The 13769-nt window shown below is 65.4% G+C and carries 14 protein-coding genes; 9 read left to right on the top strand and 5 right to left on the bottom strand.

The features are described from left to right. The first annotated feature begins 33 nt into the window (after positions 1-33). Together XI05_RS35640 and XI05_RS35635 are read left to right on the top strand one after the other, a co-directional pair. Entirely contained in the window at positions 34-825 is a 792-nt protein-coding gene (locus XI05_RS35640) for a Bax inhibitor-1/YccA family protein (protein WP_172788845.1), read from the top strand. 221 nt (positions 826-1046) lie between these two features. Next, positions 1047-1577, top strand: a complete 531-nt coding sequence (locus tag XI05_RS35635) for a GNAT family N-acetyltransferase (protein WP_271510454.1) — start codon at positions 1047-1049, stop codon at positions 1575-1577. A gap of 114 nt (positions 1578-1691) precedes the next feature. Here the strand turns inward: XI05_RS35635 and XI05_RS35630 are convergent, their stop codons facing one another. From XI05_RS35630 to acnA, 3 genes are all read right to left on the bottom strand, one after another. After that, positions 1692-2063 carry a DUF2794 domain-containing protein gene (locus XI05_RS35630; RefSeq protein WP_172788847.1) on the bottom strand — a complete coding sequence of 124 codons (372 nt, stop codon included), beginning with the start codon at positions 2061-2063 and terminating at the stop codon, positions 1692-1694. Positions 2064-2617: 554 nt separating this feature from the next. Further along, positions 2618-3394 (bottom strand): DUF1223 domain-containing protein, encoded by a 777-nt coding sequence (locus XI05_RS35625; protein WP_271510451.1) that lies wholly within the window; start codon positions 3392-3394, stop codon positions 2618-2620. 230 nt (positions 3395-3624) lie between these two features. Continuing rightward, positions 3625-6345, bottom strand: coding sequence for an aconitate hydratase AcnA (gene acnA / locus XI05_RS35620; RefSeq protein ID WP_271510449.1), 2721 nt, complete (start codon positions 6343-6345; stop codon positions 3625-3627). A 241-nt stretch (positions 6346-6586) separates the two neighbouring features. On the opposite strand from acnA, the gene ccmA reads away from it, so the two are divergent. The 5 genes from ccmA (at position 6587) to XI05_RS35595 (ending at position 9814) form a co-directional block, all read left to right on the top strand. After that, on the top strand, positions 6587-7189 hold the full coding sequence (ccmA, locus tag XI05_RS35615; protein ID WP_271510563.1) for a heme ABC exporter ATP-binding protein CcmA: 603 nt from the start codon (positions 6587-6589) through the stop codon (positions 7187-7189). A 301-nt stretch (positions 7190-7490) separates the two neighbouring features. Then, positions 7491-8159, top strand: coding sequence for a heme exporter protein CcmB (ccmB, locus tag XI05_RS35610; RefSeq protein ID WP_271510447.1), 669 nt, complete (start codon positions 7491-7493; stop codon positions 8157-8159). Between the two features lie 91 nt (positions 8160-8250). Beyond that, positions 8251-9042, top strand: coding sequence for a heme ABC transporter permease (locus tag XI05_RS35605; RefSeq protein ID WP_271510446.1), 792 nt, complete (start codon positions 8251-8253; stop codon positions 9040-9042). Continuing rightward, positions 9039-9224 carry a heme exporter protein CcmD gene (ccmD, locus tag XI05_RS35600; protein ID WP_271510445.1) on the top strand — a complete coding sequence of 62 codons (186 nt, stop codon included), beginning with the start codon at positions 9039-9041 and terminating at the stop codon, positions 9222-9224. Before XI05_RS35605 ends, ccmD begins: the two co-directional genes overlap by 4 nt. Further along, the gene (locus XI05_RS35595; RefSeq protein ID WP_271510444.1) at positions 9221-9814 is read left to right on the top strand and encodes a DsbE family thiol:disulfide interchange protein; all 594 of its coding nucleotides are present in this window, start codon (positions 9221-9223) and stop codon (positions 9812-9814) included. Before ccmD ends, XI05_RS35595 begins: the two co-directional genes overlap by 4 nt. A gap of 137 nt (positions 9815-9951) precedes the next feature. Here the strand turns inward: XI05_RS35595 and XI05_RS35590 are convergent, their stop codons facing one another. Both XI05_RS35590 and ftsY read right to left on the bottom strand, forming a co-directional pair. Next, positions 9952-10554 (bottom strand): septation protein A, encoded by a 603-nt coding sequence (locus tag XI05_RS35590; protein WP_172789710.1) that lies wholly within the window; start codon positions 10552-10554, stop codon positions 9952-9954. A 145-nt stretch (positions 10555-10699) separates the two neighbouring features. Beyond that, positions 10700-11647, bottom strand: coding sequence for a signal recognition particle-docking protein FtsY (ftsY, locus tag XI05_RS35585; protein ID WP_271510443.1), 948 nt, complete (start codon positions 11645-11647; stop codon positions 10700-10702). Positions 11648-11704: 57 nt separating this feature from the next. Between ftsY and XI05_RS35580 the strand changes: the two genes are divergently transcribed. Together XI05_RS35580 and XI05_RS35575 are read left to right on the top strand one after the other, a co-directional pair. Beyond that, positions 11705-12406 (top strand): RluA family pseudouridine synthase, encoded by a 702-nt coding sequence (locus tag XI05_RS35580; RefSeq protein ID WP_271510442.1) that lies wholly within the window; start codon positions 11705-11707, stop codon positions 12404-12406. 230 nt (positions 12407-12636) lie between these two features. Then, on the top strand, positions 12637-13746 hold the full coding sequence (locus XI05_RS35575; protein ID WP_271510441.1) for a DUF2336 domain-containing protein: 1110 nt from the start codon (positions 12637-12639) through the stop codon (positions 13744-13746). The last annotated feature ends 23 nt before the right edge of the window (positions 13747-13769 follow it).

Here is a 13769-nt window from a genome sequence, read left to right as displayed (position 1 = left end):
TGCCGGACCGGACCAACCAACGGGAATTCGACCATGTCGGACCTAGACCGTAACTACGCTTCTCCTTTCGGCAGGGCCGCCGGGCGTGTCGACGCCGCGACGGTCGATGCCGGCCTGCGCGCCTATATGCTGCGCATCTACAACTACATGAGCATTGGCCTGGCCATCACCGGCCTTGCCGCGCTCGGCGTCTACATGGCCGCCGTGACCGACGTCCCGACGGCGGACGCCGTCCGCGTCGGCAAGCTGTTCCTGACGCCGTTCGGCTACGCAATGTTCGTCAGCCCCCTGAAGTGGCTGTTCATGCTCGCGCCGCTCGCGATGGTGTTCGTGATCTCGGCGGGCATCAACCGTCTGGCCCCCTCGACCGCCCAGATCCTGTTCTGGGTGTTCTCGGCGCTGATGGGCATCTCGCTGTCGTCGATCTTCCTGGTGTTCACCCACACCTCGATCGTGCGGGTGTTCTTCATCACCGCGGCCACCTTCGGTGCGCTGAGCCTCTACGGCTACACCACCAAGCGTGACCTGACCGGGATGGGCTCGTTCCTGTTCATGGGCCTGATCGGCATCATCATCGCCAGCCTGGTGAACCTGTTCCTGGCCAGCTCGATGCTGCAGTTCATCGTCTCGGTGGTCGGCGTGCTGGTGTTCTCGGGCCTCACCGCGTGGGACACCCAGCGGCTGAAGAACGACTACATCTACGGCTATGCCTCGGCCGGCGGTGACATCGCAGAGCGTGCGGCCATCACCGGCGCACTGTCGCTGTACCTGAACTTCATCAACCTGTTCACGCTGCTGCTGCAGCTACTCGGCCAGCGCGAGTAGGCGACAGGACCGAGCGAACGACACGAACCCCGGCCGAGAGGCCGGGGTTTTTGTTTTTGGGCCGTGGCTTCTCCCTGTCATTGCGAGGAGCCCTTGCGACGAAGCAATCCAGAGTCCCTCCGCGGATGCATTTCTGGATTGCTTCGCAGCGCTCGCAATGACGGGGGTGGAGGCGGCGGAACCCCTTCCGGCCGCCGCGGGAAGACTCTAATCTTCCCGCCATGTCCGCACCCGATATCAGGCCCACCACCGAGGCCGACCTTCCCGCCATCACCGCCATCTACCAGCAGGCCGTCCGCGAGGGCACGGCGACGTTCGAGCTGGAGCCGCCCGACCTTACGGAGATGACGCGCCGCTATCGCGCGCTGATCGACGGCGGCTATCCCTATTTCGTCGCCATGCTGGACGGGCGCGTGGCCGGCTATGCCTATGCCGGCGCCTACCGGCCGCGGCCGGCCTACCGCTTCACGGTGGAGAACTCGATCTATCTGGATCCCTCCTTCCACCGCCGCGGCGTCGGCTCGCTGTTGCTGGAACGGCTGATCGCCGAATGCGAGACGCGCGGCTTCCGCCAGATGATCGCGGTGATCGGCGATTCCGCCAATGCCGGATCGATCGGCGTGCACACAAGGTGCGGCTTCAAGATGATCGGCACGCATCCCAGCGTCGGGCTGAAATTCGGCCGCTGGCTGGACACGGTGATGATGCAGCGCGACCTCGGCGAGGGCGCGCGCACGGTGCCGGGGAAGTAAGCTCGGTTTCGTAGGGTGGGCAAAGCGCAAGCGTGCCCACCGTTCGGGCGATTGAGATAGGACGTGGGCACGGCGCGGTGCGCCTTTGCCCACCCTACGGCACCGTTCGCGCCGCTACACCACCGCCAGCTTGCGATCGATCACCAGCAGCACGCGCTCGAGCTCGTGGCCGCGGCGCAGGATCAGGCCGGTCGCCGAGATCACGCTGTACATGCCCTGCTTGCGCGCGAGGCGCGGGTCCTTCTCGATGCGGTAGATCGGCACTTCCGAGGCGCGGCGATAGACCGAGAACACGGCGCGGTCCTTCAGGAAGTCGATGGCATAGTCGCGCCACTCGCCGTCGGCGACCATGCGACCGTAGAGATTGAGAATCCGGTGCAGCTCGAGCCGGTTGAAGGTCACCCGGTTCGGCGGCGCATGCGCCGCGGCGGGACGCGCCGCCGCGCGCTGCTCGCTCGGCTCGGCATCCTCCGACGTCAGACTCATGGGAAGCGCCTCCTCATCGCACGGCTATGACCCGCGTCCGCGAAGACCGTCCCCGGAACCGGGTTCATGACACTTGCATGATTGCGCCAACCGTTCCGCGCCGCAAGGGGCTCAACCGGTCGAATCGACCGTGCCTCTGGGCACACGCAAGGGTGGAACTCCGTCGCGGCAAACCGTCACGGGATCGTTAGCAGGAATCATAGTATCGCCGCTTTTCCGCCAACCGCCCGCCGCCCTGCATTGCGAAAAGACTGGTGTGCGTTGACCCGGTCCTTTCGGTTCCGGATTCCTCAGCCCCCAGCCCCCCGGGGTCGAACAGGATCGGGTCTGTACGCACGACAAGGAGGGCCAACGCAAGTTGGTCCTTTTTTGTTTGTGTCGGGATGTTTCCGGCCACTGTCATTCCGGGGCGCGCCTCTTGGCGCGAACCCGGAATCCATTGCTCAGCTTGCACAATGGATCGACGGATTCTCAGGTGCGCAATTGCGCAGCATAGCTCGCGCTTCGCGCGCGCCGGAATGGCGAGCATCAATTGCTGAGACGTTCTGCTTGCTTCAATGCAGCGACGTATACGCCGCACCCAACATCGGGCCCGGTCGCTCGCGGCTGCCGTCCTGGACGTAGACCACCGCGCCGTCGACGCCGTCGCGTGTGAGATTTTCGATCGGCACCGTCCAGCTCTCCGGACGGCCGGTCCAGTCGCCGACCTTGAGCAGGTTGCGCACCACGTTGTGATAGGTGACCTGCTGTCCGCGATTCTCGCCGCGGGTGATCGCGATCGGCACCGACTTGGCGATCGAGCAGATCCAGACTTCGCCGTGCGAGACCGTGGGCTCCTTGCTCGCGGCCACCGACACGTTGATCTGCTTGCCCGAGAGCGACATCGTCACCGGCACGCTCATCACGCCGTTGCCCTTGTCGGTCTTGCCGATCGCGTTCTCGATGCCGGCGCGATCGCTGCCGATGACATGCGTGGAGCCGTTGACCACGACCTGCGGCGTGTAGACCTCGCGGTCGCCGCGCATGCGCGAATAGGCACGCTGCCGTGCAGAGAAGCGCGAATCCGCCAGCGTGTCCTTCCAGCCGAGATAGTCCCAATAGTCGATCGGCATGCTCAGCGCGATGACCGAGGGATCCTTGGAGAGATCGCCGATGATCTGGTCGGCGGGCGGGCAGGAGGAGCAGCCCTGCGAGGTGAACAATTCGACGACGGCGCGGGGCTCAGCCTCGGCAGGACGAATGACGGCGATGATCGCACATATGCCGAGAGCTCCCGACCAGAGGGCACCGGACCAACGTGGAATCAGATGGGAAGCCGTCATTGTCGTCATGTCGAACGCCGCACACCGTTGCTCTCAGGGGGAAATCTTATCGCCGGATGGTCACCGTAGTCTTACGGGGCGCGGTACATTCATCCATCCGGGTCACGTCCAAGGGGAGATTTTCCGCCGGGCGGGCCCATCTGAAGCGTACCGCAAACGCGCGAAGGCGGCCTTTGATAGGCCGCCTTCGTTAAGGCTTCTACTCACTTCGCAGTGAGCCATCGTTCACAAATCCGCGCTTACGCCGCGAGTTTGCGCAGCACGTAGTGCAGGATGCCGCCGTTGCGGTAGTAGTCGAGCTCGTCCAGCGTATCGATGCGGCAGAGCAGCGAAACGCGCTGCAGCGAACCGTCGCCGGAGACGATCTCCGCGGTCAGCTTCTGGCGCGGCTTGAGGTCGCCGACGAGGCCGCGCAGCGTGACCTTCTCGTCGCCCTTGAGGCCCAGCGACTGCCAGGAGGTGCCTTCCTCGAAGGTCAACGGCAGCACGCCCATGCCGACCAGGTTGGAGCGGTGGATGCGCTCGAAGCTCTGGCAGATCACGGCGCGCACGCCGAGCAGGCGCGTGCCCTTGGCGGCCCAGTCGCGCGAGGAGCCGTTGCCGTATTCGGCGCCGGCGAACACCACCAGCGGCACCTTCTCTTCCTGGTACTTCATCGCGGCGTCGTAGATCGACATCTGCTCGCCGTCGGGCCAGTGCTTCGTCAGGCCGCCCTCGGGGATGTTTCCATCCGCGCCCTTCAACATGAAGTTCTTGATGCGGATGTTGGCGAAGGTGCCGCGCATCATCACTTCATGGTTGCCGCGGCGCGTGCCGTACTGATTGAAGTCGGCCGGACGCACCTGGTGCTCGCTGAGATATTTGCCGGCGGGCGAGGTGAGCTTGATCGAGCCGGCCGGCGAGATGTGGTCGGTGGTGATCTTGTCGCCGAACATGGCGAGGATACGCGCCTCGACGATGTCGGTGACCGGCTCCGGCTCCTTCTTCATGCCATCGAAGTAAGGCGGGTTCTGCACATAGGTCGACGACATGTTCCAGCGATAGGTCTCGCTCTCGACCGTCTTGATCTTGCGCCAGTTGGTGTCGCCCTTGAACACGTCGGCGTACTTCTTCTTGAAGATCGACGCGGTCACGAACTTCTTCATGAAGGCGTTGATCTCCTTGGTCGTCGGCCAGATATCCTTCAGGTAGACCGGCTTGCCGTCCTTGCCCTCGCCGAGCGGCTCGGTGGCGAGATTCTTGGTGACGCTGCCGGCGAGCGCATAGGCGACCACCAGCGGCGGCGAGGCCAGGTAGTTCGCCTGCACGTCCGGCGAGACGCGGCCTTCGAAGTTGCGATTGCCGGAGAGCACGGCGGCCGCGACGACGCCGTTGTCGTTGATCGACTTCGAGATCTCCTCGGGCAGCGGACCGGAATTGCCGATGCAAGTGGTGCAGCCGAAGCCGACCAGATTGAAGCCGACCTTGTCGAGATCGGGCTGCAGACCGGAATTGGCGAGATATTCCGCGACGACCTGGCTGCCCGGGGCGAGCGAGGTCTTCACCCACGGCTTGGCCTTGAGGCCCTTCGCGGCCGCATTGCGCGCGAGCAGGCCGGCGCCGATGAGGACGCTCGGGTTCGACGTGTTGGTGCAGGAGGTGATCGCGGCGATCACGACGTCGCCATGGCCGATATCGAAGTTCTTGCCTTCGACCGGGAAGCGCTTGGCCGGCTCCTCGGCCTTCTTGTACTCGCTGGCGAGCGCGAGCGAGAAGCCGTCCGCGACGGTGGGCAGCGCGATGCGGCCTTCGGGACGCTTCGGACCGGCCATCGACGGCACGACGTCGCCGAGGTCCAGGGTCAGCGTCTCCGTGAACACGGGGTCGGGCGACTTGGCGGTGCGGAACAGGCCCTGCGCCTTGGCATAGGCCTGGACCAGCGCAACGCGGGCCGAGGCACGGCCGGAGGTCTTGAGGTAATCGAGCGCGGCAGCATCGACCGGGAAGAAGCCGCAGGTCGCGCCGTATTCGGGCGCCATGTTGGCGATCGTCGCTTTGTCGGCGACCGAGAGATGGTCGAGACCGGGGCCGAAGAACTCGACGAACTTGCCGACGACGCCGAGCTTGCGCAGCATCTGCGTCACGGTCAGCACGAGGTCGGTCGCGGTGACGCCTTCCTTCAGCGCGCCCTTCAGCTTGAAGCCGACGACATTGGGGAGCAGCATCGACAGCGGCTGGCCGAGCATGCAGGCTTCCGCCTCGATGCCGCCGACGCCCCAGCCGAGCACGGCAAGACCGTTGACCATGGTGGTGTGCGAATCCGTGCCGACCAGCGAGTCGGGATAGGCGACCTCGAAGGTGCCGGTCTTCTTGCCGACGGTCATCTTCTCCTTCTTGGTCCAGACCGTCTGGGCCAGATATTCGAGGTTGACCTGGTGGCAGATGCCGGTGCCGGGCGGCACGACGGAGAAGTTCGAGAACGCCTTCTGGCCCCACTTCAGGAACTCGTAGCGCTCCTGGTTCTGCTTGTATTCCTCGGTGACGTTCTTGCCGAAGGCCTTGTTGTCGCCGAAGAAGTTCACGATCACGGAGTGGTCGATGACGAGATCGACCGGCACCAGCGGATTGATCTTCTCGGCATCGCCGCCGAGCTTCTGCATCGCGTTGCGCATCGCGGCGAGGTCGACCACCGCGGGCACGCCGGTGAAGTCCTGCATCAAGACGCGCGCCGGGCGGAAGGCGATCTCATGCTCCAGCGACTTCTTGCGCAGCCATTTCGACACCGCGACGATGTCTTCCTTCTTGACCGAGCGGCCGTCCTCGTTGCGCAGCAAATTCTCGAGCAGGACCTTCATCGAATAGGGAAGTTTGGAAATTCCCTTCAGACCATTCTTCTCGGCGGTAGGCAGGCTGTAATAGACATAGGTCTTGGCGCCGACCTTGAGGGTCTTTTTGCATTTGAAGCTGTCGAGCGAGGTCATGTAGGAGATCCCAATTGTTAGTTATACCCGGCAGGGTATTTTAACACCGTCAGCGTATCAGGCTGGGCCGCTTGCAGGGGCAGGTTGAGTTGCTGCATCAAGTAGTTCCGGGCTTATAGAAGCTTTCTAACCGCGCCGCCACAGCCACTATCGTGCTGCAGCAATCCGCGAGCCAAAAATTCCCATGCGCTACCCCAAGATTTCCTGAGGCCTGGCTGTGAGCGGATCGAACCAGGGCGACATGCGGCTGTCCGGTCACGGGCTGAGATGCGTGCGGGGCGGACGCGAGGTGTTCGCCGGGCTCGATTTCGCGGCCGTCTCGGGCGAGGCCGTCGCGGTCGTCGGCCGCAATGGATCGGGCAAGACCTCGCTGCTGCGGCTGATCGCGGGCCTGCTCGTTCCCGCCGGCGGGACGATCGCGCTGGACGGGGGCGATGGCGAGCTGACCCTGGCGGAGCAGTGCCACTATCTCGGCCATCGCGATGCCCTGAAGCCGGCGCTGAGCGTTGCCGAAAACCTGACGTTTTGGGCCGATTTTCTTGGAGGAGAGCGTTTCGATGCGGCTGACAGCCTCGCCAAGGTCGGGCTCGACCACGCCACCCATTTGCCCGCCGGATTCCTGTCCGCGGGACAGCGCCGCCGGCTCTCGCTGGCCCGGCTGCTGACCGTCCGCCGCCCGGTCTGGCTCCTGGACGAGCCGACCAACGCGCTGGATGTGGCCGGTCAGGACATGTTTTCCGGATTGATGCGGGAGCACCTGGCTGGCGGCGGCATGATCGTCGCGGCGACGCATGCCCCGCTCGGGGTCGAATCGCGAGAGCTGCGGATCGGGGGGACGGCATGATTCCGAGGTACCCTCAGCTTTCCGAGCGGCTGGGCACCGTGCTCTCAGCGTGGACGCAGCCGTCGCCGCGGGCTCTCTTGCCTCTCCCGCTTGCGGGAGAGGTCAGCATAGGCGGCCCTTGGCCGCCGTCCCTTGAAAACGCCGATGCTTTGCATCGGCTATGGCGCCGGGTGAGGGCTCTCTCGTCTGGGGGAGCCTTCGTTACCGGGGGAATCTTCGTTGTCGAGACACCCTCTCCCCAGCCCTCCCCCGCAAGCGGGGGAGGGCGCGCACCACCTTTGAGGCACGAGGGGAGCCCCCCATGAGCGCCCTCGCCGCCCTCATCCGCCGGGACATCCGGATTGCGCTCCGCGTCGGCGGCGGGGCCTTGATTGGCGTCTTGTTCTTCCTGACCGTGGTGGTGCTGATGCCGTTCGCGGTCGGGCCGGATCTGGCGCTGCTGTCGCGGCTGGGACCTGCGATTCTCTGGCTCGGCGCGCTGCTGGCCAGCCTGCTGACCCTGGACCGGCTGTTCATGGCCGACCATGAGGACGGCTCGCTCGACCTGATCACGATGAGCCGGACGCCGCTGGAACTCGCCTGCGCCGCCAAGGCGCTGGCGCATTGGCTCGCCGCCGGCCTGCCGCTGATTGTCGCAACCCCCGTGCTCGGCCTGTTGCTCAACCTCGACATGGTCGCCACGGCGGCGGTGGCGCTGACGCTGCTGGCGGGCACCCCGGCCCTGACCTTCACCGGCATGATCGGCGCAGCGCTCGCGGTGACGCTGCATCGCGGCGGGCTGTTGATGGCCGTCCTGGTGCTGCCGCTGTCGATTCCCGTGCTGATTTTCGGCGTTGCGGCCTCGCAGGCGGTGATCGTCGGTCCCATGACCTTCGGCGCGCCGTTCTCGATCCTGTGCGCGCTGTCGCTGGTCAGTCTCGTGATCGGCCCGTTCGCGGCGGCGGCGAGCCTGCGCCATGGTCTCGATTGAGATGGACTCGGCCGACCTTGACCCCGATCAACTTTCGCCACGGACTTTCGTGCTGATTGCCTGAGCGGCCCCCGGTGATTATCACGATACCATGACGCTGATCGACCTCGCCAACCCCACGCGGTTCCTCGCGCTGACAGCGCGGGTGTTGCCGTGGCTGGCGGCCGCGACAATCATCCTGCTCACGATCGGTCTCTATCAAGCTGCGCTCGCGCCGGACGACTATCAGCAGGGCGCGACCGTGAAGATCATGTTCATCCACGTGCCCAATGCCTGGCTGTCGATGTTCGTATGGGGCGTGATGAGCATCGCATCATTGGGCACGCTGGTGTGGCGGCATCCGCTCGCCGACGTCGCCGCCAAGGCCGCAGCTCCGATCGGCGCCGCCTTCACCTTCCTCGCGCTGCTCACGGGCTCGCTGTGGGGCCGGCCGATGTGGGGCACCTATTGGGAATGGGACGCGCGGCTGACCTCGGTGCTGATCCTGTTCCTGATGTATCTCGGCCTGATGGCGCTGTGGCGCGCGGTCGACGATCCCTCGCGCGCGGCGCGCGCCGCCGCGGTGCTGACGCTGGTCGGCGCGATCAACCTGCCGATCATCAAGTTCTCGGTCGATTGGTGGAACACGCTGCACCAGCCCGCCTCGGTGATGCGCATGGGCGGCTCGGCGCTCGACAAATCGTTCCTGATTCCGCTGCTGGTGATGGCGATCGCCTTCACGCTGCTGTTCGTCACGCTGCACCTGGCCGCAATGCGCAACGAGATTTTGCGCCGCCGTGTCCGCTCGCTGCAGATGATGCAGGCCAGTCGCATCGCGTTTTCGAGCGAGGTGGCCGCCGGCTCGCGTGACGACAACGCCTCAAAAGAAGCTGGGGCTGCATGACGATGTCGCTCGGTCCCTACGCCTCCTTCATCGTGACGTCTTATGCCGCTGCCGCCCTCGTGGTCATGATCCTGATCGGCTGGGTCATGCTCGATTATCGCAGCCAGACGCAGCGCCTGCGCGAGCTGGAGCAGCGCGGCATCACCCGTCGGTCGGGCCGCAGCGCGACGGAGCCGCGATGAGCGATCAACCTGCCCCCGCTCCGCCGCAGCGCCGCACCTTCCTGGTGGTGCTGCCGCTGATCGTCTTCGTCGGCCTTGCGCTTTTGTTCTGGTTCCGGCTCGGCAGCGGCGATCCCTCGCGGATTCCCTCCGCGCTGATCGGCCGGCCCGCACCGCAGACCGTGCTGCCGCCGATCGAGGGGTTGCAGGACAACGGCACGCAGGTGCCGGGGCTCGATCCCGCCGCCTTCAAGGGCAAGGTCAGCCTCGTCAATGTCTGGGCGTCCTGGTGCGTGCCATGCCACGACGAAGCGCCGCTGCTGACCGAGCTCGCCAAGGACAAGCGCTTCCAGCTCGTCGGCATCAACTACAAAGACGCCGCCGACAACGCGCGGCGCTTCCTCGGCCGCTACGGCAACCCGTTCGGCCATGTCGGCGTGGACGCCAACGGCCGCGCCTCGATCGAATGGGGCGTCTACGGCGTGCCGGAGACCTTCGTCGTCGGGCGCGAGGGCACCATCGTCTACAAGCTGGTCGGGCCGATCACGCCGGACAATCTGCGGACGGTGTTGATGCCGCAGATGGAGAAGGCGCTGAAGGCGGGGTCTTAGCCAAGACCGTCATTGCGAGGAGCCCGCGACAAAATTGCGAAGCAATTTTGCGCTGGTGCGACGAAGCAATCCAGAGTCCTTCCGCAGAGGCATTCTGGATTGCTTCGCTTCGCTCGCAATGACGAGCGGAGAGACCGTCACCCCTTGCTCACATCCCCCGCCTCGGCCTCGCTTCTCTCCAGCGAGACCGGCGCGAGGTGATAGCGCTTGGTCAGCGGCATCTGGGCGATGGCGAAGATCATCGTGATCGGGGTGACGCCGAACACCTTGAAGTTCACCCAGAAATCCGTGCTCTGGGTGCGCCAGACGATCTCGTTCAGCACCGCCATGCCGGCGAAGAACAGCGCCCAGCGCAAGGTGAGGATGCGCCAGCCCTGCGGTGTCAGGTTGAACACCTGATCGAACATCACGGCAATGAAGGAGCGGCCGAACAACAGGCCGCCGCCGAGGATCGCGGCGAACAGGCCGTAGATGATGGTCGGCTTGACCTTGATGAAGGTCTCGTCGTGCAGCACCAGCGTCAGCGTGCCGAACACCAGCACGATCACGCCCGTGACGATCGCCATGATCGGGATGTGGCGCGTCACCATGTAGGAGGCGGCCATCGCCGCCACGATGGCGACCATGAAGGCGCCGGTCGCGGCGAACAGATTGAACTTCGCGTTGACGAAAAAGAATACGAGCAGCGGACCGAGCTCGGTCGCGAGCTTGAACAGCGGATGCGGCTGGGTCTTGTCCATTACCTGACCTTTGTTGCTGTCATCCCCCGCCTTGTGCGCAGTTGCGCACTGGGGCGGGGGATCCAGTATTCCAGAGGCAGCTCGGCTTGAACCGAGAAGCTGCGGCGTACTGAATGCCCCGCCTGCGCGGGGCATGACGAGAAACCTATGACTCGATTCCGGCGATGGCGCGGGCGAAGTCGCGCGCGGTGAAGGGCGCGAGATCGTCGACGCCTTCGCCGACGCCGATGAAGTGCACCGGCAGCTTGAATTTCTCGGCGAGCGCCACCAGGATGCCGCCGCGCGCGGTGCCGTCGAGCTTGGTCATCACGAGGCCGGTGACCCCGGCGGTGCGATGGAAGGCCTCGACCTGCGACAGCGCATTCTGGCCGACGGTCGCATCCAGCACCAGCAGCACGGCATGCGGCGCAGTGTCATCCACCTTGCGGATCACGCGCACGACCTTCTCGAGCTCGTTCATCAGCTCGGCCTTGTTCTGCAGACGGCCGGCGGTGTCAATCAGCAGCACGTCGATGCCCTGCTCCTTCGCCGCGGTGAGCGCGTTGAAGGCAAGGCTCGCCGAATCCGAGCCCTGCGCGCCCGCGATGACCGGCGTCTTGGTCCGCTCGCCCCAGACCTTGAGCTGCTCGATGGCCGCGGCGCGAAACGTATCGCCGGCCGCCAGCATCACCTTGCGGCCTTCGGAGGCGAATTTCTGCGACAGCTTTCCGATGGTCGTGGTCTTGCCGGAGCCGTTGACGCCGACCACGAGGATGACGAACGGCTTTTTTGCCGTGTCGATCACGAGCGGTTTTGCCACGGGCGACAGCACCTTCTCGACCTCGGTCGCGACAACGTCCTTGACCTCGTCCGCCGAGATCGCCTTGTCGTAACGTCCCGCGCCGACGGCATCGGCAATGCGCACCGCGACGGAGGTGCCGAGGTCGGCGCGCAGCAGCACGTCCTCGATGTCGTCGAGCATGGCGCGGTCGAGCTTGCGCTTGGTGACGAGGTCGGCGACCGCGGTCCCGAGCGAGGACGAGGTGCGCTTCAGCCCGTTGGACAGGCGGCGCCACCAGCTCAGCTTGGGGGGATCTGACGTGGTATCGTTCATGGTGGCGTGTTAGCCGTTCCGGCCCGTAAACGAAAGCCTTGACCGAAAGTCCTGCAATTGCTCGATGTTCCCCAATTGACCGCCGATGAGATCTTAGGCCGCGTGCTCCATCGCGACGGGCTGATGCTGGTCATCGACAAGCCGGCCGGCCTGCCGGTGCATCGCGGCCCAAAGGGTGGCCCCAATCTGGAGGATTCCTTCGACGCGCTGCGTTTCGGCCTGCCGCGGCCGCCGGTGCTGGCCCACCGGCTGGACAAGGACACCTCGGGCTGCCTCGTGCTCGGCCGCCACCGCAAGGCGACGGCATCGCTGGGCCTTTTGTTCAAGCACGGCAAGATCGGCAAGACCTACTGGACCGTGGTAGAAGGCGGCCCTGCCGAAGATGAGGGCGTCATCGACATGCCGCTCGGCCGGCTCAATGCCGAACGCGGCTGGTGGCAGAAGCCGGATCCCGAAGGCCAGAAGGCCATCACCAACTGGAAGGTGTTGGGCCGGGGCGACGGTTTCGCCTGGCTTGCCATGGAACCCGTCACCGGCCGCACCCATCAATTGCGCGTGCATTCGTCGGCGACCGGATGGCCGATCTTCGGCGACAATATTTACGGCAATGGCCCGCGGTTCGGCGAGCCGCGCCTGCACCTGCATTCGCGCGAGATCGTGGTGCCGATCTCCCGGAACAAGGAGCCGATCCGCGTTGTGGCGCCCGCCCCGCCGCACATGCATGAGAAGCTCCGGGCCTGCGGGTGGAATGGGGAATAGGTGTCGACCCTCATGGTGAGGAGGCGCGCTAGCGCCGTCTCGAACCATGAAAGGCCCGCATCTCGCCCGCGGCCACCCTTCGAGACGCCCGCTTTGCGGGCTCCTCAGGATGAGGAGCGGAGCCGTGCCCGGCTACCGCGCCATGGTTTACGAAACGTTCAGGGCTCACCTCTAATGATAACGGTTGCTTAGAAAAAGCTTCCGTAACCGCTCAGGACGAGCCGCGTGATATGACCAAGGCCGGGCTATCGATCATCGACGAGATCGAATCCGCACTTCGGATCGGCTCGCCGGAAAAGGGCCTGGCGACGGCCCGCCGCGTCACCGAGCTGTTCCTCTCCTCCGCCGGCAATTTCGACGACGAGCAGATCGCGCTGTTCGACGACGTGCTCGAGCGCCTGATCGGCACCATCGAGCTGCGCGCCATCGCCGACGTGGCCGCGCGCGTCGCGCTGGCCGAGATCAGCGCGCAGCTGGCGCCGATCGCGCAGGCGCCGCCGTCGGTGATCCGCCGCCTCGCCAACAATGACGAGATCCGCATCGCCGGCCCCGTGCTGCAGGAATCCGCGCGGCTCGACGACGGCGAGCTGGTGAAGATCGCATCGAGCAAGGGCGAGCCGCATCTGCTCGCGGTCGCCGGGCGCTGGTGGCTGAAGGAGATCGTCACCGACGCGCTGCTGGCGCGCCGCTATCCCAGCGTCAGCCGGCGGCTCGCCGCCAATCCCGGCGCGCGCGTCTCCGGAAAAGGGTTTGCCATCATCGTCGGCCAGGCCGAAAGCGATCCGGAACTCGCGGTCGGCGTCGGCATCCGCGTCGATCTGCCGTCGGAGCTGCGCCGCCAATTGCTGCGCTCGGCGACGGACGCCGTGCGCACCCGCCTGCTGTCGCGCGCTCCGCCGCATCTGTTCGAGGAGATCCAGAGCGCGATCGCCGCCGTCACCGTCGGCGTCGAGCGCGAGATGTCGGGTGTCCGCGATTTCGAGGGTGCCAGGCGCGCGATCGGGTATCTCAAGGCCACCGGCCAGCTCAACGAGGCGACATTGTTCGGATTCGCCAAACAGCGGCGCTATGAGGAGACGGTGGCGGCGCTGGCGGCGTTGTCGGGGTCGACCGTCGAGGTAATTCGTCCGCTGATGCAGAGTCTCCGCGAGGACGGCCTGCTGGTGCCGTGCAAGGCCGCGCAGCTCAGCTGGGAAACGACCATGGCCGTGCTCGAATGCCGTTTCGCGACAGGCGCGATGAAGCCGGCGGACATCGCCAGGGCGCAGGGACACTACGCGAGAATGACGGCGGAGAATGCCAAGCGGACGCTGCGGTTCTGGCAGGTAAGGGCGCTTTAGGGCGCTTGCTACTCATCACACAT

Source organism: Bradyrhizobium sp. CCBAU 11357 (assembly GCF_028128865.1).
Classification (GTDB): domain Bacteria; phylum Pseudomonadota; class Alphaproteobacteria; order Rhizobiales; family Xanthobacteraceae; genus Bradyrhizobium.
Note: the sequence above shows the minus strand (reverse complement) of the source record. Positions and strands in the feature narration are given on the sequence as shown.